Origin of the sequence: Parabacteroides hominis (assembly GCF_014287585.1) — a bacterium.
GTDB lineage: Bacteria > Bacteroidota > Bacteroidia > Bacteroidales > Tannerellaceae > Parabacteroides > Parabacteroides hominis.
The window spans coordinates 26,804-48,380 of record NZ_JACOOJ010000041.1 but is presented as its reverse complement, the minus strand read 5'-3'; the positions used below and the strand labels follow the sequence as shown (position 1 = coordinate 48,380).

The window sequence follows — 21,577 nt, the reverse complement described above, 5'->3', positions numbered from 1 at the left end:
ACCGAAGGATTTGTCAACAAATTAAAGATGATTAAAAGAATGTGTTATGGACGAGCAAGCATAGAACTTCTCAAAAGAATGATGATTTGTGTATAAGGCAGCAAATGTGAACAAGACCCATTCAAATTACCCGCAATGATAATATTTTTTAACAAACATCTTTTTCCGGCATATCACTAAATATCAAAAGCTTATGCTGATATTCATATTTCAAGGGGGATATTGTAGTTTTTTCAAATCACTCTCTATGTTTTGCTGCCGGGCAACCCTGTCCGGCAGCAATAAAAAAAGCCTCTGTTTTCGCTATGGAAAACAAAGGCTTTTGCCCTAAACAGAGTTTTATTCTTATTTCAATCCGCGATTGCGCAATAGCGGATCGATACTCGGCTCTTTGCCCCGGAAGTTCTTGTACATGACCATGCCTTCGTCGATGCCGCCCGGCGACAAGACGCAGGTACGGAACTTGGCAGCCACTTCGGGATTGAAGATATCACCTGTTTCCTTGAACGCTTCGAAAGCATCGCAATCCAGCACTTCAGCCCAGATATAGCTGTAGTAGCCGGCCGTGTAACCGCCTTCCATCGTATGTCCGAAATAGGTTCCCCAATAACGGGGAGCGATCTGTTTCAACAAGCCGCGACCGTACATGGCATTCGATTCGAACTTCTCTATATCCAAATCAGCCGGAATCTCCTTCAAAACATGATAGTCCATATCCAACAAAGAAGAAGCCACATATTCGGTTGTCGCAAAACCTTGTCCATATTTTCCACTCTTCACGATCTTATCGACAATCGCCTGCGGGATCACTTCGCCTGTTTCATGATGTTTGGCATAGACTTTCAATACTTCCGGTTCGAACACCCAGTGTTCCATCATCTGCGAAGGGAGTTCCACGAAATCGCGTGGAACACCAGCCACTCCATTATAATGCACATCGGCAAAAAGCCCGTTCAAGGCATGTCCGAATTCGTGGAAAACGGTTTCTGCTTCGTCAGCACTCAACAAGGCAGGCTGTCCGTCTGCCGGTTTGCTGAAGTTGAACACAGTCGTCACAACCGGAGCCACGCGCTTGCCATCCTTATACGTCTGGTCGCGATAACCGCCGCACCAAGCACCGCCACTCTTTCCCGGACGGGTAAAGAAGTCCATATACAGTATGCCTAAAGACGTACCGTCCTTGTCCTTACATTCGAAAACCTGAGCATCCGGATCGGGAAGCGGCATGTTCTGCAACGGAGTAAAAGTGATACCGTACAGTTTGTTCGCCACATAGAAAGCGCCTTCCCGTACATTGTTCAGTTCCAGATACGGGCGGACCTCGTTCTCATCCAGATCGAACTTAGCTTTCTTGGCCTTTTCGAAATAATAACGCCAATCCCAGGCTTCCGCCTCGAAATCACCGCCCTCTTTCTTGATCTCGGCGTTGATATCCGCCAGTTCTTCTTTGGCTTTTACGAGAGCGGGAGTCCAGATTTTGTTCAACAAATCGTAGACATTCTTTTCGTTCTTCGCCATGTTTTCTTCCAGCACGTATGCGGCAAAATCTTCATAACCTAACAATTTGGCTTTTTCCAAACGAGCAGCAACCAGCTTCTTGATTACGTCCTTATTGTCGTTTGCATTGTTGTTATTACCGCGACAAACATAGGCATTATAGATTTTCTCACGCAAGGCACGATTGTCGGCATATTGCAAGAAAGGTATCACACTCGGATTATGCAACGTGAAAACCCACTTTCCTTCCATTCCGGCTTCTTTAGCCGTTGCGGCTGCGGCTGCAATCAATGTTTCGGGCAGGCCGGACAGGTCTTCCTTCTTATCGACTACGAGCTGGAAAGCATTTGTCTCTTTCAACGAATTTTGTCCGAAAGTCAGTTCCAACATGGAGATCTGCTCGTTCAGTTTACGAAGCTCGGCCTGCTTATCCGCATCGAGATTAGCACCGCCCCGGACGAATCCTTTATAAGTTTCTTCGAGCAGTTTCTTTTGTTCCTTGTCCAAGTTCAACTTTGCCTGATTCTCATAGACGGATTTCACGCGGGCAAAAAGTTTCGGATTCAGGCTGATATCATCCGAATGCTTGGAGAGCAACGGAGATAGCTCCTGTTCGAGTTCCTGGATCTCGTCATTCGTGTTGACGCTTGCCTGGCCGCTGAAAGCGTATGCCACCTTCATCAGCAATTCCCCGCTCTTATCCAATGCAACAATCGTATTCTCGAAAGTAGCTTCATCGGGATTGTTTACGATCGCCTCTACTTCCGCCGTTTGTTCCTCCATACCTTTCAGGAAGGCAGGTTTGTAGTGTTCCACTTTGATTTGTTCAAAGGGAGGAACGCCGAACGGTGTCGTGTACTCGGTAAAGAAAGGATTCATGGCGTCAGTATCAGCCACATCGCTTTTCTTTGATGAGTTACATGCTCCTAAAACAACTGCCAGTCCGGCAGCCATAAGTGTTTTGTTCATGTTTGTAATTATTAATTTGTTATGACCGCAAAGGTATGTAATTAAACTAAAAATTAGTCTTTTTGCCAGTCTCTCTTTTCAATTGTTCAAAACGCATCATCATCTGGCGAAGACGGCGCGATTCCTTCGTTGCCAGATTATTGCGCTGCCCCGGATCATCCTTTACATTATATAATTGATAGCAATCGCTCAGACCTACAAAATCAGCCTCTTCCTTATCGCCATAATAATCGGGATAAGGCGGGATCATCACCCAGTCGCCCTGGCGGAAAGCATAGTTGTAGTAACCTTCTATCACCAGTTCGCGGCGTCCCTGATCGCTATTTCCTAAAAAGACCGGCAATGTGTTCTGGCTATCGGTCTTATCCGGATAGCTCTGTCCCGTCAACGCCGCCAGTGAAGCCAGCAAGTCCATCTGGCAAACCAATGCATCCGAAACAGCCGGCTTGACCGCTGCCGGCCAGCGAAGCATGAAAGGGACGCAGGTTCCCCCGTCGTACATACTTGTCTTGCCACCGCGGTACGGTCCGGCAATCTTATGATCTCCGACCAACTCTACCGCCCGGTCCTGATAGCCATCATCCAGGACAGGCCCGTTATCGCTCGTAAAAACCACCAGCGTATTCTCGGTCAGGCCGAGGCGATCCATCTCTTTCAGGAACTCCGTCACGCACCAGTCCGCTTCCAGGATAACATCCCCACGCGGCCCCATGCCCGACTTGCCTGCAAACTTCTGATTCGGCACGCGAGGCACATGCGGCTGGTGCAATCCGTAGTACAGGAAGAAAGGTTTGTCCTTATTCGCCTGCATGAAGCCTTTTGCCTTTTCGAGGAAAAGCTCCGCCATATCTTCATCTTTCCATTGTGCCGCCTTACCGCCTTTCTGGAAACCGATGCGGGGAACGCCGTTCACGATAGAACCGGCATGCCCTACGCTGGGGTGCATACGGAGCAGTTCGGGGTTATCCTTTCCGGTCGGTTCGCCGGGGAAGTTTTCCCGATAGCTGACATACAAAGGATCATCCGGTTGCAAACCGACCCCTTTCCCGTTTTCGATAAAGATACAGGGAACCCTGTCATTGGTAGCCGCCTGGATAAACGAATAGTCATATCCGACCTCTTTCGCCCCAGGATAGACCGCCTTGTTCCAGTCCACTCCTCCGTCACCTAAGCCCAAATGCCATTTGCCTACGGAGCCGGTCACATAACCGGCTTGTTTCATCACTTTCGGCAAAGTCACCTGCTGCGTGTTGATAATCAGGGCGGCGTTTCCCGGCAGAATCTTCGCCTCGGTATTTGTCCACGGATAAAGGCCGGTCAACAGGGAATAGCGGCTCGGCGTCGAAGTCGCAGCCGTACAGTAGCCCTGCGTAAAACGCAAGCCTTCATTGCCGATCCGGTCCATGCCCGGCGTATTGATGGCTGTCGCCCCGTAGCAACTCAGGTCTCCATATCCCAGATCATCGGCAACAATCACGACTACGTTAGGCTTCTGAGGTGAAGTTTGTGCCAAAACCGGCAGGGAGAAAGCTCCCATTACTCCCATTAAAGGAAAAGAATAGTGTTTCATTTGCTAATTTATTTTGTGCGTTAGACGATATTCGCTTTAACTTAAAACTTGTGATTATCCGCAAATATAGTGATAGTAATGAAATACGGTTGCATATTTTTCACTAATATTGCGGTTGGTACGAATGAATTAAACTATTAGATGAATATGAATAGAATTTGTCAACTCTTCGGTATTCAATACCCTATTATACAAGGAGGCATGGTTTGGTGCAGCGGTTGGAGGCTGGCCTCGGCAGTCAGTCATGCAGGCGGCCTCGGATTGATCGGTGCAGGCTCCATGCATCCGGAAGTTTTACGCGAACATATCCGCAAATGCCAGGCAGCCACCGACAAACCTTTTGGCGTAAACGTTCCTTTGATGTATCCGGAGATCGATGCATTGATGAATATCTTAGTGGAGGAACACGTAAAGATCGTTTTCACCTCTGCCGGCAACCCCAAAACATGGACGGGATTCCTGAAAGAACACGGGATAAAAGTCGCCCATGTCGTCAGTAGTTCCAAATTTGCCGTCAAATGTGAACAGGCAGGTGTCGATGCCGTAGTCGCCGAAGGTTTTGAAGCCGGCGGACATAACGGTCGCGAAGAGACCACGACTCTCTGCCTGATCCCCGCCGTGCGCCGCGCCACGTCTCTCCCCTTGATGGCTGCCGGAGGCATCGGAACAGGCAGCGCCATGCTGGCAACTTTCGCTCTTGGGGCCGAAGGTGTCCAGATCGGTACTCGTTTCGCCTTGACAAAAGAGAGCTCTGCACATGAGAATTTCAAACAATTATGCCTCAACCTGAACGAAGGCGACACGAAGCTCCTACTGAAGAAGCTCTCTCCCACCCGCCTGGTAAAAGGAGGTTTCACGACAGCGGTAGAAGAAGCCGAAGCACGTGGCGCTTCCGTCGAGGAAATGAAAGAATTGTTAGGAAAAGGCCGTGCCAAGAAAGGCATTTTCGAAGGCGACCTGAAGGAGGGAGAACTGGAGATCGGACAAGTCGCTTCCTTATTCCGGGAAATGCAGACAGCGGAAGAAGTCATAAAGGAGATTATAGAAGATTTCCGCAAAGGATATCAAGCGGTTACTTTTGGATCAAGCCAAAAGTAACCAAAAGGTCAGAACTTAATCTGATTCACTTCTCCTATGAAATAGATCGCTCCTGTGCTGTATTCGCTTATCAGGTAGATGAACGGACGGTTCACGAAGAAATCCATCTTCTGCATTTCCGGTCTGGGTCCGGGGGAAGAAGCCCATCCCTCGCCCAGTGTTACCGTTTCGGCTTTTGTCCCTTCTTCGTCGACCTCGATACGGGCTTTTTGCAGAGCGCGTGACAAGAAAATCCGTGTCGTGCTCAATTTGGAAAAATCAGCAGCATCGGAAGAAAATGCGGAAACGATCCCTAACGACTGCAACACATCATTGAGATTAATATCGTAAGAGGCAGCGAACCGGGGAAGTTTCAAATGTATCTGATAACCATTCCGGTTCTGCGGAAGCTGTTTCCAGGATTGGACATTCAGCAAGGCGATCACTTCGGCATTTGTCACTCCCTCGTCCGGCAACAGGATCGACATGGAAAAAGCGCCGTTGCCATACGAGCGAGACAGCATCCTGAATTTCTCATGTTCGCAAACAATTCCTTGGAAAGAAGCATTCATCATCTGCACCTCCTGTTCACGCCCTTGTGCGTCCGTGAAAATATCTTTATTCGTATCGCTTTTCTCGAAAGGCGTGCTCCATTCGCCCCGAAAGGCAATTGCATTCAGCAGATAGATACAGGCATTCGGATTGACCTTGTCCAAAATCTCAGGAATCCTGCCATCCGTATTCTTGGAAGTCCAGCCGTTGATCTGCTTCAACGCATCCGGCTTGGAAAAATCCAGATTGCGCACGGATGCCTTATAATAGGATTCATTGCTTTCCCGGAAAGCCGGCAAAATGTTAATACCGTCCCTTACCCAAATAGAGTTTGCCGTATGCACCGTTACCTGTGGATCGAGGTCTGCCGAGGCAACGATCATTTTCTGGTTATACGCGTTTATTTCCTCCGGCTTGGAATCCCCGAAACCCAGTACACGGGAGATTTCTTCCGCTGTTTTACCGGTTGCTCCGTTGTTCAGCATGGACATCATATAGTTTACGCTGATCGGCGACAAGATAATATTCGACGGTTGTGCATGGCTGCTGCTAACCCGGCGGAACAGAGAGAAAGCAAAGTCATTTCCGGCATCGGCCAAAGCCTGTTCAGATTTCGTCAACGGAATATCCGTGCGGTCTTTCTTACGGGGAATATCGTCACCATTATCACAAGAAGCGAATGCACAAAGTGCAAGCAAAGCAAAAACAAGTTTTTTCATGATTCTTTTCGTTGTTTAATTATCGTTTATATACAATAAATGCAAGGCGAAAAGAAACCTTGCATCAACATCCGGAAAAATTAAGGGTAAAAAGAAAAAAGCCTTGCACGATCTTACAAGGCTTTTTCCAATCATTTACTTATTAATGCGTATTTATCCGGACATCCACAACTGCATGTTTGAACCAGGGGGATTTATCGTAAGGCAAATCATATTCCCGGTCCCTGTTATTCCAATACCAGCACCTCGTTGTCCTTATAGCTCTCATAGCTGGAAACGATTACTTTCTCACCGGCTTCGAGACCGTCGATCACTTCGTAATATTGCGGGTTCTGGCGACCGATCTTGATCTTGCGACGATATGCTTTCTTGCCGTCTTTGTCAAGAACGAATATCCAGCTGCCGCCTGTGCTCTGGAAGAAGGTTCCGCGCGGGATGATGATGCTTTCCGTCGGCTGTCCGAGTTCGAGGTTAATGTAATAGGTCTGTCCGCTGCGGATATTGTCCGGACGTTCGCCGGTGAAGACGAAATCCGTACGGAACTTGCCGTCGCGTACTTCCGGATAGACTTTGCGTACATTCAATTCAAAGTCAGCCCCTTGGCGTTCGAATGTCGCGGACAATCCTTTTTTCACGCGGTCGATATAATGTTCGTCGATAAGAGCTTCGATCTTATAGTCCGACAAGTCGTTTATCTGCCCGATCTTCTGTCCGGCCGACACATTCTGTCCCAGCACGACATCCAGCAACCCCAATTCACCGTCGATCTGCGAACGTACATTCAAATGCTCCTTGCGTTCATGCACCAAAGCAATGTTTTTACGCATATTGAACAAGCTGGTTTCCATTTCGTCCATCTGGATCGTGCGGGAAATCGAATCCTGACGCAAACGTTCCACGACCAGGTCATATTTCTTACTTGCCAGTTCATAATCTTCTTTTGCTTTCAGGAATTCTTCCTTTGCAATCAGGTTTTCCTCATACAACTTTTTCTGCTGGTTGTAAGCGCGGCGGTAGCGCGTCATATCGACATCCAACTGCGCTTTTTCCAACTGATTGTTCAACTTGTCCTGCTCCATCGTCACCTGCGTATTACGAAGGAAGTTCTGCTTTTCCGCCAACTGGGCTTCGGCGTCCAGAATCTGCAGGTCGAGGTTTGAGTTGGAAAGACGGATGATCACATCCCCTTTCTTCACCTGTGCACCTTCCTCTACGACTTTCTCCTGTACGATACCGCCTTCTTCAGGACTGAGCTGCACAACCGTAATAGGTTGAACCTGACCATTCACACGAACGAAATCGTTAAACTGTTCTTTCGTCACATTCCCTATATTGACACCGCGGGCATCCACTTTCAATGTCGAAGCGTGATCACCGAAAACGATCCATCCTACCAAAACCAGGAAAAAAGCGCCACCTGCTACATAAGGAATATGCTTCTTCTGAAGACCTTTCTTTTTTTCTAACTGTATATCCATGATTGTATATTTTTTTATTTTTCAACTCTTAATTTTTAATTCTTAATTCTTAATTCCCAATCAACGGTTGCCCTTTATAATAATCAACCTGACGGCATTTCATCATATACAGCAAACGTCTCTGTAGAAGATCAGCCTTTGAGTTCAACAAAGTCGTCGCGTTTGTCTGTACATCAAGCGGGCTCATCAATCCTTCCTCAAATTTACGCAGAGTAACCTGATAGGCCAAAGCATCGGCTTTTACTTTTTTCTCCATCTGGATCGTTTCTTTAGCATAGCCTTCTCTATCGAGAACGGCCTGCTCTACATCTTTCTGCAACTGGCGAAGTGTTTCGGTTTGCTTTTCATAAGCGATCCGGACATTATTGCGGGCACGGCGCAGACTGGTAATCCGTGAGAGGCCGTCAAACAAAGGAAAACTAAAACTAAAATAAATATATTCTCCACGGTTATTCTTAAACTGGTTTTTAAAAGCCGTAGGAGCGTTTTCCGATTTCAGGTTTTCAAAATAACTGGTCGTGATGCCGGCTTCCACGGAAAGGCTCGGAAGTAATTTGCCTTTTGTTATCAGATAATTCATCCGGCTGGTCTTCAACTGGAACTCTGCTTGCAGAGCGGTCGGATTGTTTGCCATAGCATAATCCTGGATGGCACTGACAGATTCCTCGGCCAATATATCCTGCACCTGAGGAACGACCGTATCGACATCGAGCGTCAAATCCGAAGGATAGTTCATCGCATTCTTTAAGGTCATCATCGCCGTATTATAAAGGTTCTGCTGATGCGTCAGATTATAATCATCGCCGGCGACCTGCGATTCAATCTGGGCGACATCTGCTTTTCCTTTCAGACCTAACTCTTCCTGGCGACGTGTCTTGTATAAAAGACGCTGGCTATCCTCTAACTTATCGGAACACATTTTTACCAACCCTTGATAATAGACAACCGTAATAAATGCATCCATAATGCTGATTGCCAAATCATCTTTCTGCTTCTGCAAATCATTTCGGCCCATGTGGCGGTTCACATTTGCCAGCCGCCATTGGTTAATCAGCTGTCCGCCTCTGAAAAGCGGCAAGGAAGCATAGGCCCCATAACCGTTATTAAAGGTGGAAGTGTTTACATAGGTATTCGTTTCCGGGTCCACAGAACGTCCAAACCGATACTGAGCATCCACATTCGTACTGATAGAGGGTAAAAAAGAGGCTATGGCAGACTGCTGTTCGGCTTTATACGTATTATTGGCATAAAGCTGCTGCTTCACCTTCGGGCTATTCTCCACCGCATAGCGCATACACTCGTCCAAACTCCATATTTTATCCTGCGCCATTACCGAGGCAGCTAAGGTAAAAGAAAGTACTGTTGTAAATATGATCTTTTTCATTGCTATATTATTTTCTACCTGATAAAAAGCAAAGAACGTGCCAAAATAGCCAAAACATTATATCACAACAAATTAACAAAACCCACTTTTTTACCGAGTGTCAAAAAATTAGACACTGCTGTAAAAGAATTGGACAATGGAAATCGTTTTCAGGCAGGAGTCGAAACTTTTCAATACAGATCATACATTCCCATCGGCTGTTTTTGGATTGCAACTATTTTGTAGTTACATTTGCAGAAACTTAAATACATAAATGCTTTTATCAAGCAGGCATTGGAGAAACAAATCACGACTATGCTATAGGTATTTATTAAAAACGTATAAACCATACATGACAAAACAAGGCACAATACTAATTGTAGACGATAACAAAGGAATCCTCACCGCCGTACAGATGCTGTTAGGCACTTGCTTCGAGAAGGTGATTACCATCTCTACTCCTAATAAAATAAAAGCCACTCTGCACGACGAAAACATAGATGTGGTTCTATTGGACATGAATTTCAGTGCCGGTATCAATACCGGCAACGAAGGGCTGTTCTGGCTTTCGGAAATAAAGAAGGAAGATGCTTCGATACAGGTCGTTCTTTTCACGGCCTACGCGGATATCGACCTTGCCGTGCGGGGCATCAAGGAAGGAGCGACCGATTTCGTGGTCAAGCCCTGGGATAACGCCAAGCTGCTGGAAACATTGAAAACGGCCTATAATATCCGGACGGCAAACCGCAAAGGCATTGCGCTCGCAGACAATAAGCTCGTCGTTTCCAAAGAGAGCGGAATGTTCTGGGGCGAAAGCAACGCCATGCAGCAACTCCGTTCCCTGATCGAAAAAGTCGCCCGGACGGACGCCAACATTTTGGTGACCGGCGAGAACGGGACCGGCAAGGAGATGCTCGCCCGCGAGATCCATATGCTTTCCAACCGGAAGAAGGAAACATTGGTCCCGGTCGATATGGGAGCCATCACGGAAACACTTTTCGAAAGCGAGCTGTTCGGACACGTCAAAGGCGCATTTACCGATGCGCGGGCAGACCGTCCGGGAAAATTCGAGGTCGCCGACAACGGCACGCTGTTCCTTGACGAGATCGGGAACCTTTCTTATCATTTGCAGGCTAAACTGCTGACTGTCCTGCAACGCCGCAGCATTGTCCGTGTGGGAAGCAATACGCCTATCCCGGTCAACATCCGCCTGATTTGTGCAACCAACCGTGATCTGCAGGAAATGGTACAGAAAGGGGATTTCCGCGAGGACCTGCTCTACCGTATCAACACGATCCATGTGGAAATACCGCCTCTCAGGGAACGGCCGGAAGACATTGTTCCCCTTACCGAAATATTCCTTTCCAAATATGCCAATATCTACGGGAAAGCCGCCATGCGCCTCAGTCCGGACGCCAAAGAGAAACTGAAAGCGCAACCCTGGTTCGGAAATATCCGGGAGCTTGAACACACGATCGAGAAAGCCGTGATCATTGCCGAAGAGAATGTGTTGGACGGCAACGATTTCGATTTTCCACGGACTAAAAAGGAAGCGGCTGTAAAAGAAGCGACAACGCTGGAAGAGATGGAGTATAATATGATTAAAAATGCAATGGACAAGTACAGCGGCAATTTGTCGCTCGTCGCAAGCCAGTTGGGGATTTCCCGCCAGACGCTCTATAATAAGATCAAACGATACGAACTGTAATGCTGAAAGGATGCTATCATAATTTTTATCTCCGCATAGCTGTTTTCATTCTCTTGACAATAGCCGATACTTATTTTGCCCTTCGGCAGGAATGGATATGGTTTGTTCCGATCTTGGCCGCATGGCTCTTTTTCCTCCGGCTTATCCTGTTGTCCGATAAGCGAAATGCACAGAAGGTCGCTTTTATGTTCGACGCGATCGACAACAGCGACTATGCTTTCCAGTATGCGACACGCGGACGCTCGTCGAACGACAAACTGGTCAGCGAATCGCTCAACCGCATCACGCAGATTCTTTTCCAGGCCAAGGCGGATGCCGTCCAGAAAGAGAAATACTACGAGCTGATCATGAACTGCGTCAATACCGGCATCATCGTGCTCGATGACAACGGCGTGATCTACCAGACGAACAACGAAGCTTTGCGGCTGCTCGGACTGACCGTTTTCACGAACGTGCGCCAGCTTGCCCGCATAGACGAGAACCTGAAAACCATCATACAAAACATACAGCCGGGCGACAAGCACCAGATATCCTTTGCCAACGAACGCGGCAACGTGCACCTTTCGATCCGCGTTTCGGAAATGACGCTGCAGGAGAAACATGTGCGCATCCTGGCTATCAACGATATCAACAGCGAGTTGGACGACAAGGAAATCGATTCCTGGATACGCCTGACGCGCGTACTGACGCACGAGATCATGAATTCCGTCACGCCCATCACTTCCCTCAGCGACACGCTTCTCTCCTTGCATCAGAATGCGGACGACGAGATACGCAACGGCCTGGAAGTAATCAGCACGACAGGAAAGAGCTTAATTTCTTTCGTTGAGTCTTACCGCAAATTCACGCATATCCCGACACCGGAACCTACGCTCTTCTATGTCCAGAAATTCGTGGAGCGCATGGTGAAGTTAGCCCGCCATCACACCAATTTCCCCAACATCACGATCACTGTCAGCGTAGAGCCTTCCGACCTGATCGTCTATGCAGACGAGAACCTGATCTCGCAAGTAGTCCTGAACCTGCTTAAGAACGCCATGCAAGCGATCGGCAGCGAACAGGAAAACGGATTGATCGAGGTCAATGCCTATTGCAACGAGGAAGAAGCCGTCCTGATCGAGGTCAGCAACAACGGGCCTGTGATCCCGCAGGAAGAGGCCGAACACATTTTCGTCCCGTTCTTCACCACCAAAGAGGGCGGCAGCGGTATCGGGCTTTCCATCTCCCGCCAGATCATGCGCCTTTCGGGAGGCAGTATCGCCCTGAAGAGTGCGCCGGCAGCCAAACGGACGACATTCGTATTGACATTCCCTTGATAAATTGACAATTATAAAGATAAAACAGATCAGCCGATAAAAATTATCAATTATCATAAACATTTCTACCGCCTAATATTTTATATCTTTGGACAAATAAACAATAACATAAACTATTAATATGAATATATTAGACAAACTCAAAATCAACCACCGTCCGAGTGCCGGCGCTCTGGATCTGCTGAAATATATCGGACCGGGATTACTTGTAACCGTAGGCTTCATCGATCCGGGAAACTGGGCTACCAATCTGGCTGCCGGTTCCGAATTCGGTTATGCCCTGCTCTGGGTCGTCACCTTTTCTTCCATCATGTTGATTATCATCCAGCACAACGTTGCCCACTTAGGGATCGTAACCGGACTTTGTCTTTCGGAGGCAACCAACAAATACATGCCCCGCGCCCTGAGCCGCCCTATCCTGATCTCCGCCATGCTGGCCAGCATTTCGACCTCGCTTGCCGAGGTGTTGGGAGGCGCCATCGCTCTCCGGATGCTGTTCGGGATGCCGATCAAAGTCGGAGCCGTCATCGTGACGGTTGTCTGTCTCGGAATGCTGTTTACCAATACATACAGCAAGATAGAACGCTGGATCATCATGTTCGTTTCGATCATCGGCCTCTCTTTCCTCTATGAACTGGCACTCGTGGACGTGCAGTGGGGAACTGCCATCGAAGGATGGATCAAACCGACTTTCCCGGAAAACTCCATGCTGATCATCATGAGCGTGTTAGGAGCCGTTGTCATGCCCCACAACCTGTTTCTCCACTCGGAAGTCATACAGAGCCGAGAATGGAACCTCGAAGACGAGCCGGTGATCAAAAAGCAATTGAAATATGAGTTCTACGACACGCTCCTGTCTATGGTTATCGGCTGGGCGATCAACTCGGCCATGATCATACTGGCAGCCGCCACCTTCTTCAAACAGAATATTGCGGTAGACGAGCTGGACCAAGCACAACAACTATTAGTCCCGCTGGTCGGAAACAATGCAGGCGTCATATTCGCCGGTGCGCTCCTGCTGGCAGGCATTTCCTCCACGATCACCTCCGGAATAGCCGGAGCCTCCATCTTTGCTGGGTTCTATGGTGAAGCATACAACCACAAAGACCTTCACTCCAAATTAGGAGTCTTGTTGTCATTTATCCCCGCTTTACTCATTATTTTTGTCGTAGGCGATCCGTTCAAAGGCTTAATTTACTCGCAAATGTTGCTGAGCGTACAGTTACCTGTCACCGTTTTCACACAAGTTTATCTGACATCCAGTAAAAAAGTGATGGGCAAATTTGTGAATTCACGATCCACAACGATCATTTTAGTCACTTTAGGGGCACTTGTGACCTTCTTAAACGTCGCACTTCTGATAAGCCTAATTTAATGCAATAACCCCGACAAAAGAAAATACTGAAAACAGTTGCATTCCGGCCTGCATTTTACTATCTTTGCAGACTTTGAACAGAAAACATCCAACTACAAAAATGAGCGATATCAAAACAAACGAACCGGAAGAAAGCAAAAAAAGCTTGAATTTCATCGAAGCAATGGTGGAAAAAGATTTGGCGGAAGGTAAAAACAAGGGGCGTGTGCAGACCCGTTTTCCACCCGAACCCAACGGATACCTGCATATCGGGCATGCCAAAGCTATCTGCCTGGATTTCGGCATTGCCCAAAAATATGGGGGCGTTTGCAACCTGCGCTTCGACGATACCAACCCGGTAAAAGAAGACCTGGAATATGTGGACGCCATCAAAGAAGACATCGAATGGCTGGGTTACCACTGGGATAATATTTACTACGCATCCGACTACTTCCAGCAACTCTGGGACTTCGCCATCCAGTTGATCAAGGAAGGAAAAGCATACATCGACGAGCAGACGTCCGAACAGATCGCTTCCCAGAAAGGGACGCCGACACAGCCGGGCACAAACAGCCCCTATCGTGACCGCCCGGTCGAAGAAAACCTGGAGCTGTTCCACAAGATGAACAGCGGCGAACTGGAAGAAGGTTCGATGGTTTTGCGTGCCAAGATCGACATGGCAAACCCGAACATGCACTTCCGCGACCCGATCATCTACCGCATCGTCAAGACTCCGCACCACCGTACCGGTGACAAGTGGAAAGCATACCCGATGTACGACTTTGCACACGGGCAGAGCGACTTCTTCGAAGGTGTCACTCATTCGCTGTGTACGCTTGAGTTTGTCGTGCACCGTCCCTTGTACGACCTGTTCATCGACTGGCTGAAAGAGGGTAAGGATCTCGACGACAACCGTCCGCGCCAGACAGAGTTCAACAAACTGAACCTGAGCTACACGCTGATGAGCAAGCGTAACCTGCTGATCCTCGTCAAAGAAGGCTTGGTGCATGACTGGGACGATCCGCGCATGCCGACAATCTGCGGTTTCCGCCGTCGCGGCTATTCACCGGAAGCGATCCATAAGTTCATCGACAAGATCGGCTACACCACCTACGACGCGCTGAACGAATTTGCGCTGTTAGAAAGTGCCGTCCGCGAAGACCTCAACACCCGCGCAACCCGTGTATCGGCCGTGCTGAACCCGGTCAAGCTCGTCATCACCAACTATCCTGAAGGACAGGTGGAAGAGATGGAGGCGATCAACAATCCGGAAGATCCGTCGGCAGGCAGCCATACGATCGAATTCAGCCGTGAGTTGTGGATCGAACGGGAAGACTTCATGATAGACGCTCCGAAAAAGTTCTTCCGTATGACGCCAGGTCAGGAAGTACGCCTGAAAAATGCATATATCGTGAAATGCACGGGGTGCAATCAAGACAAGAACGGCGAGATCACAGAAATCTATTGCGAATATGACCCGAACACCAAGAGCGGCATGCCCGACAGCAACCGGAAAGTCAAAGGTACGCTCCACTGGTTGAGTTGCGCACACTGCCTGCCGGCAGAAGTACGCCTGTACGACCGCCTGTGGAAAGCCGAGAACCCGCGCGATGAGATGGCGGCTATCCGCGAAGCAAAGAACTGTTCGCCTTTGGAAGCGATGAAAGAAATCATCAACCCTGACTCCCTGAAAGTGTTGACAAATTGCTACGTCGAAAAGTTCCTGGCAGACGCCAAGCCGCTCGACTACCTGCAGTTCCAACGTATCGGCTATTTCAATGTAGATAAAGATTCTACAGCCGACAAATTAGTTTTCAACCGCACAGTATCCCTGAAAGATACCTGGAGCAAGGTGAAAGATAAATAATGTGCCAATATGAAGAAAAAAGATATTTCACGCCTGCTACAGCGTTATCTGTCCGGCCATCAGGAAGGCAAGGATGCCTATTTCGATGCCGATGAGATTGACGAACTGTTGGACAGTTTTGAAGAATCTGATGATTATACTTACTATGATGAAGTCCTGGCCTTAGGGCTGCGGCTTCATCCCGGTAATCCCGATTTGCAGATCAGACAATGCAAGTCGTACGTCTACAACGAAGACTATGAGAGTGCGCTCGTCCTGATCGAATCGATAGCAGAAACCGACAATCAGGATCTCGACATGCTGCGTCTCGAATGTTACGCCATGCAGGATTCGTACGACAAAGTAATCGAACATGTAGAAAAACTCATCGCCGATAAATGCGAATATTTAGAAACGATATTCGAATATATCGCACCGATCTTAGGAGATGTGGAGATGACTAAGGAGGCACACGATTTCATCAATCGCGGCCTTATGCTCTTCCCGGACAACCTGATCCTGAAAGACGAGCTTTGCTACAACCTGGAAATAGAGGGCGATATAAAAAAAGCGATCGAGGTTTGTAACGAACTGATCGACAAGAACCCTTACTCCAACGACTACTGGTTCACATTGGGCCGCCTCTATTCCATCAACGGAGACTATGAAAAAGCGATCGAAGCATTCGACTTTGCCCTCACGTGTGACGACTCGGACGAAGAGTTGAAGATACTGAAGGCTTATTGCCTGTACATGAACGAAAATTACGAGAAGGCGATCGAAGTGTATAACGATATTGCAACGACCGACGAGACCCGTATTCGCATCACACCCCTGCTTGCCGAATGTTATGTTAAGCTGGAAGACTACGAAAAGGCTTATGCATTACTGAAAGAACAGCTTGAGCAAAATAGCCCGCAGGAAGATTCAAGTACGTATATCAACTATATCCGTTGTTGCGTCGAAACAGGGCATGACGAAGAAGCCTCCGATGCTTTGATGAAAGCTTCCAGGTTATTCCCGAAAAATATCCGCATCCTTTCCTTGCTGGCTCTGACCTATCTGGAAAACGGAGACGAGCATAATGCCATGGAAGTAACCGAACGCCTCTTCACCGCCCTCGACCAGGTGGAAGATAAGCAGCAGGAAGACTTCGAGAGCTTGTACCGCGCCGGACAGTATTTGTTTATGAAAGGAGATATCGACAAAGCCTTGCAATACTATAAGAAGGTGTTGGAAGCCAATCCGGAAATGCCTTATATGCACCTTCATATGGCAATGGCATATCTGGCAAAGGGAGATATGAAGCATTTCGGCGAACATTACAAGCAGACTTCCCCCGAAGAATTGGCCGATTATCTGAAAGATGCCGGACTCAATTATCAAGGGATGGTCGAGCACATCGGCAGCAAACATATTCCGCCGGAAGACCTGACGAAAGAATTCCTCAATAATAAGGATAACAATAATTAAGCATGAAAAGAAATCTAAAAGACTACGGCCTCTTAGTTCTAAAAGGCATGGGTATGGGAGCGGCAGACGTTGTGCCGGGCGTTTCAGGCGGAACCATCGCCTTCATTGTTGGAATCTATGAAGAGTTGATCGACTCGATCAAAAGTATTAACGGAGCCAGCCTCAAACTGCTCTTTACCGGAAAGATCGCGGCATTCTGGAAAGCGATCAATGCCAACTTCCTGCTATCCATCGTCACAGGGATCGGGATCAGTATCTTCTCGTTGGCAAAAGTCATCACCTGGCTGCTGACCGACCACCCGATCTTAGTCTGGTCCTTCTTCTTCGGACTGGTACTGGCTTCCACCTGGTTCGTTTCCAAAGATATCAAGAGATGGGATTGGAAAACGATCCTGAGTTATATCGTCGGGATCGTCATAGCGTTCTACATAACGGTCGCAACGCCAGCCGAAACGCCTTCCAACCTGTTCTTTATCTTCCTTTGCGGGGCGATAGCCATCTGTGCCATGATCCTGCCGGGCATATCGGGAAGTTTCATTCTGGTGCTGTTAGGCAAGTATTTCTATATCATGGAGGCGGTAAAGACATTCAATATTCCCGTGATGCTGGTGTTTATCTGCGGCGCGGCAATCGGTATCACCAGTTTCTCCCGTGTGCTTTCGTTCGCCCTTCGCCGGTTCCATGACATCACGATCTCCGTACTGGCAGGCTTCATGTTAGGTTCGCTGAACAAGGTCTGGCCTTGGAAAGAAACGATCGAGACCTATACGGACAGCCATGGCATTGTAAAACCATTAGTCGAAGCCAACATCATGCCTAACCAGCTTGTTTGGGAGGCTGTCGCCCTGATGATCTTAGGCTACGCCATCGTCTACTTCCTGGAAAAGCTATCGATGAAGACCGCCGAATAAACATACGCTTCTACCGCATGGGAAAGGATATAGGCGGCAGGCGTAGGATTAGTAGCCGAATAGCCTTTTTTCAGTTCTTCGAGCATCTCTTTCTTTCCCGGCCCCAGGACCGGGACCAGCAACGGTGAATCGTTCAGGATCAGCGGGCCAGTCATCGTGATGCGGAACTGATGGGATTCGGGATGTTGCGAAACGGCGTAATTACGGCTGTCCGTCAATAGCGGCAAAGTATCTGGGAAGATCGACGCGGTATGCGCATCGCCTCCGATACCCAGGATGATACAATCGAAATAGGGCAATTGCCCGTGCCGGGGCAGATACTCCTTCACGACACGCGAATAGCGCATCGCTTCCGTTCCCGGCTCCACTTCGCCGTGAATGCGGTGCACATGGTCGGCAGGTATATGCAGCGGCTTGAACAAAAGCTCGTTTGCATGTCCATAATTGCTGTCCGGGTCGGTTGGCGGAACACATCGTTCATCCACCCAAAAGAAACGGATCGCATCCCAGTCGATCTCGTCTTTATATTCATCCACCCAAAGAGCGAACATCTTCTGTGCCGTTCCTCCTCCCGACAAGGCGAGGTTGAAAGGCAGTCCGTCATCTTTCCGGTCCATATGCCGGACAAGCTCCCCGGTCATTGCCCGGAGGGCGTCTTTATCGTCTTTAAAATTCTCTATTATCATAATCAACTAAATTATATGTTACTTTTGGCTTGATCCAAAAGGTAACGGAATCAACAACTTTGGCAAGGACAATCTTTCGGAACCATCCCCAACTTGGCCTTTTCAATCGGGCCGTCTTCACCGGGAGCGTAGAAGAACAGGTTCTTTGCACCCTCTTCTTTCCAGTGATGGAGGATCGGGTCGATCAGTCGCCAGCTTGCCTCCAAAGCATCGCTACGCGCATACAAAGTCGAATCGCCTAACATGGCATCGAGCAACAGGCGCTCATAGGCATCGGGCAGATAGTTCTTCGAAAGCGAATCATAGCGGAAATCCATACCCACCTGCTTCACTGTGAAACCGGCTCCCGGCATCTTCAGGCCGAACTTCAGCGTGATACTCTCGTTCGGCTGGATACGGATAATCAGTTTGTTACAGGAGCCTCCCGAACATTGTCCGGCGAACAACTGATGAGGAGTGGACTTGAAGTTCACCACGATCTCAGAACTCTTTTCCGGCAATTTCTTTCCGGTAAAGATATAAAAGGGGACATCGCTCCAACGCCAGTTATCGATAAACATTTTCATAGCGACGTAAGTCTCCGTGGTGGAGTCAGGCGCCACATTCTTCTCTTCCCGATAGCCGTCGTACTGGCCACGCACAATCAGGTTGTCCATATCGTGCGTCTTATACGGACGCAAAGCGCGGAACACCTTCACGATCTCGTCGCGGATCGGCTCCGGGTCGAACACCGAAGGCGACTCCATCGCCGTAAAGGCCATCAGTTGCATCAGGTGGTTCTGGATCATGTCGCGCAAGGCGCCCGCCCCGTCATAATACTTCCCGCGATTCTCTACGCCAAGCGTTTCCGAGGCGCTGATCTCGATCGAGTCGATATAATTACGATTCCACAACGGTTCGAATATACCGTTGGAGAAACGGAGCACCAGGATGTTCTGCACCGTCTCTTTTCCTAAATAATGGTCGATACGGTAAATTTCCTTCTCATCGAAGATATGGATGAGATGCTTGTTCAACCGCTCGGCCGATTCGAGGCTCGTTCCGAAAGGCTTCTCCACGATCACGCGGCGCCAGCCATCCTCGCTTCCGGCAACATTCATCCCGTTTTCTTTCAGGCAGGTCGGAATCAGTTCATACATCACCGGCGGTGTAGCAAGATAATAAATGATCTTGTCCGGCAACTGCTGTTCTTGCTGTAACTGGTGGATACGATCTTTCAGTTTATGGTATTCGGCGGAATCAGTCGAATCGAACGCAAGGTAAAAGACACGGCGAAGGAAGCTGTCCAGTTCGGCTTCGTCCACCTCTTTGTTTTTCAGGGATTCCCGGATATGCACCTTTTCGAAGGCGCGGTATTCATCGTCGGAATATTCCGTACGGGCCGCCCCCAAGATACAGAAGCGCTCCGGCAATAAGCCCCGAACGTGCAGTTCATAGAGCGAGGGCAGGAGTTTCCGCCCCGTCAGGTCGCCGGAAGCTCCGAATATGACTAATAATTGATTGCTTGCTGTTTTCATTTGCTTTTAAAATTTAATGATGTCGGAACTTTCCGAAACGATGGAATCAGACGCTATACGTGCCCGAAACCGTGTTTCCTCCTTCCCCGGTCCAATTGGTATGGAAGAAATGGCCGCGTTCGCGATCGGTACGTTCGTAGGTATGGGCTCCGAAATAATCGCGTTGCGCCTGAATCATATTCGCAGCCGAATGCAGTGTGCGCAGCCCGTCGAAATAGCTTAGGGCCGAACTCATGGCAGGCAGGGCGACACCACTCAGCGCGCCTTCGGCCACTATCCGGCGCCAGGCGGGAAGAGCGGCTTGTATCTTGTCCTGGAAAAAGGCATCGAAGAGCAGGTTTTCCAATCCCGGATTCTCTTTATACGCATCCGTAATCTTTTGCAGGAAGACGGAACGGATGATACATCCCTTACGCCAGATGCGGGCAATCGTCCCGTAATCCAAATCCCAGCCATAATGCTCGGAAGCACGGCGAAGCAAGGAGAATCCTTGTGCATAGGAAACCAGCTTGGCTGCGTATAGCGCCTGACGGACGTCGTCAATTGAAAGTTGAAAGTTGAAAGTTGAAAGTTGAGAGTCGTCTGATAACTTTCCACTTTCAACTTTCAACTTTCCACTGTAAAGGCTTGCAGCCTTTACCCGTTCCGGATACAAAGCCGAGAGCAGGCGGGCATAAACCGCTTCCGTAATCAGCGTCAGCGGATCATTCTCGTCCATTGCCGCAATCGCGCTCCATTTACCGGTTCCTTTCTGTCCGGCGACATCCAGTATCTTGTCGAGCAACGGTTTTCCGTCTTCGTCGCGGAAACGCAGGATATTGGCGGTTATCTCGATCAGGAAACTATTTAGTTCCCCCCCGTTCCATTCATCGAAAACGACAGCCATCGCATCGTTGTCCAATCCTTTCCGGTTTTTCAACAGCGAATAGGCTTCGGAAATAAGCTGCATATCGCCATATTCGATGCCGTTGTGCACCATCTTCACAAAATGGCCTGCTCCACCCGCTCCGATCCATTCGCAGCAAGGCGAACCGTCGTCCAACTTGGCGGAAATCCCCTGCAAGATGTCTTTCACCAGCGGCCAGGCTTCCACCGAACCTCCGGGCATCACGGACGGGCCGTGCAAGGCTCCTTCTTCGCCTCCCGAAATTCCGGTCCCGACGAAATAGATCCCTTTCTCCTCCAACTCCTTCACACGGCGTTCCGTGTCATGGAAATCAGAATTGCCTCCGTCGATAATCACATCGCCCGGCGAAAGGAAAGGGAGCAGTTGCGAGATCAGCTCGTCTACGGGACGCCCTGCCTTGACCATCATCATAATGACGTGGGGACTTTTCACCGAGTCGACCAATTGTTCGATAGAATGCGTTCCGATAAAGTGTTTGCCTTTGCCCCGGCCATTGACAAAACGGTCTACGACGCCCTCTTCGCCTGGTGCGCTCCGGTTATATACGGCAACCGTGAAGCCTTTGTTTTCCATATTGAGCGCCAGGTTCTCGCCCATCACGGCGAGCCCGATCAATCCTATATCTGCTTTCATA

General features: G+C 48.8%; 15 protein-coding genes. 7 read left to right on the top strand and 8 right to left on the bottom strand.

What is annotated here, in order from left to right; all coding sequences use genetic code 11:
* Positions 1-345: 345 nt before the first annotated feature.
* Together H8S65_RS17705 and H8S65_RS17700 are read right to left on the bottom strand one after the other, a co-directional pair.
* Positions 346-2,466: a M3 family metallopeptidase gene (locus H8S65_RS17705; RefSeq protein WP_186931190.1), complete on the bottom strand. Its 2,121-nt coding sequence runs from the start codon at positions 2,464-2,466 to the stop codon at positions 346-348.
* A 46-nt stretch (positions 2,467-2,512) separates the two neighbouring features.
* A complete protein-coding gene (locus H8S65_RS17700) occupies positions 2,513-4,012 on the bottom strand; it encodes a sulfatase-like hydrolase/transferase (protein ID WP_186931191.1) in 1,500 nt (499 codons plus the stop codon).
* A gap of 171 nt (positions 4,013-4,183) precedes the next feature.
* Between H8S65_RS17700 and H8S65_RS17695 the strand changes: the two genes are divergently transcribed.
* Entirely contained in the window at positions 4,184-5,134 is a 951-nt protein-coding gene (locus tag H8S65_RS17695; RefSeq protein ID WP_186931189.1) for an NAD(P)H-dependent flavin oxidoreductase, read from the top strand.
* An 8-nt stretch (positions 5,135-5,142) separates the two neighbouring features.
* On the opposite strand, the gene H8S65_RS17690 is transcribed toward H8S65_RS17695, so the two are convergent.
* From H8S65_RS17690 to H8S65_RS17680, 3 genes are all read right to left on the bottom strand, one after another.
* Positions 5,143-6,384: a serpin family protein gene (locus tag H8S65_RS17690; protein ID WP_186931188.1), complete on the bottom strand. Its 1,242-nt coding sequence runs from the start codon at positions 6,382-6,384 to the stop codon at positions 5,143-5,145.
* A gap of 227 nt (positions 6,385-6,611) precedes the next feature.
* Positions 6,612-7,862, bottom strand: a complete 1,251-nt coding sequence (locus tag H8S65_RS17685) for an efflux RND transporter periplasmic adaptor subunit (RefSeq protein WP_186931187.1) — start codon at positions 7,860-7,862, stop codon at positions 6,612-6,614.
* Between the two features lie 49 nt (positions 7,863-7,911).
* Complete coding sequence (locus tag H8S65_RS17680) at positions 7,912-9,246, bottom strand: TolC family protein (RefSeq protein WP_186931186.1); 1,335 nt, start codon at positions 9,244-9,246, stop codon at positions 7,912-7,914.
* A gap of 331 nt (positions 9,247-9,577) precedes the next feature.
* Here H8S65_RS17680 and H8S65_RS17675 point away from each other — a divergent pair, with 331 nt between their 5' ends.
* The 6 genes from H8S65_RS17675 (at position 9,578) to H8S65_RS17650 (ending at position 17,833) form a co-directional block, all read left to right on the top strand.
* Positions 9,578-10,933 carry a sigma-54-dependent transcriptional regulator gene (locus H8S65_RS17675; RefSeq protein ID WP_186931185.1) on the top strand — a complete coding sequence of 452 codons (1,356 nt, stop codon included), beginning with the start codon at positions 9,578-9,580 and terminating at the stop codon, positions 10,931-10,933.
* A complete protein-coding gene (locus tag H8S65_RS17670) occupies positions 10,933-12,249 on the top strand; it encodes a sensor histidine kinase (protein WP_186931184.1) in 1,317 nt (438 codons plus the stop codon). Before H8S65_RS17675 ends, H8S65_RS17670 begins: the two co-directional genes overlap by 1 nt.
* Positions 12,250-12,370: 121 nt before the next feature.
* Positions 12,371-13,624: an Nramp family divalent metal transporter gene (locus H8S65_RS17665; RefSeq protein WP_186931183.1), complete on the top strand. Its 1,254-nt coding sequence runs from the start codon at positions 12,371-12,373 to the stop codon at positions 13,622-13,624.
* 100 nt (positions 13,625-13,724) lie between these two features.
* Positions 13,725-15,470 (top strand): glutamine--tRNA ligase/YqeY domain fusion protein, encoded by a 1,746-nt coding sequence (locus tag H8S65_RS17660; RefSeq protein ID WP_186931182.1) that lies wholly within the window; start codon positions 13,725-13,727, stop codon positions 15,468-15,470.
* A gap of 9 nt (positions 15,471-15,479) precedes the next feature.
* Positions 15,480-16,922 (top strand): tetratricopeptide repeat protein, encoded by a 1,443-nt coding sequence (locus H8S65_RS17655; protein ID WP_186931181.1) that lies wholly within the window; start codon positions 15,480-15,482, stop codon positions 16,920-16,922.
* Positions 16,923-16,924: 2 nt separating this feature from the next.
* Positions 16,925-17,833, top strand: coding sequence for a DUF368 domain-containing protein (locus tag H8S65_RS17650; RefSeq protein ID WP_186931180.1), 909 nt, complete (start codon positions 16,925-16,927; stop codon positions 17,831-17,833).
* On the opposite strand, the gene pgl is transcribed toward H8S65_RS17650, so the two are convergent.
* The 3 genes from pgl to gnd are packed head-to-tail and all read right to left on the bottom strand — an operon-like array spanning position 17,794 to position 21,576.
* Positions 17,794-18,519: a 6-phosphogluconolactonase gene (gene pgl, locus H8S65_RS17645; RefSeq protein WP_186931179.1), complete on the bottom strand. Its 726-nt coding sequence runs from the start codon at positions 18,517-18,519 to the stop codon at positions 17,794-17,796. The genes H8S65_RS17650 and pgl overlap by 40 nt on opposite strands.
* Before the next feature lie 50 nt (positions 18,520-18,569).
* A complete protein-coding gene (zwf, locus tag H8S65_RS17640) occupies positions 18,570-20,036 on the bottom strand; it encodes a glucose-6-phosphate dehydrogenase (protein WP_186931178.1) in 1,467 nt (488 codons plus the stop codon).
* A 46-nt stretch (positions 20,037-20,082) separates the two neighbouring features.
* On the bottom strand, positions 20,083-21,576 hold the full coding sequence (gene gnd, locus H8S65_RS17635) for a decarboxylating NADP(+)-dependent phosphogluconate dehydrogenase (RefSeq protein WP_186931177.1): 1,494 nt from the start codon (positions 21,574-21,576) through the stop codon (positions 20,083-20,085).
* Position 21,577: the final 1 nt, after the last annotated feature.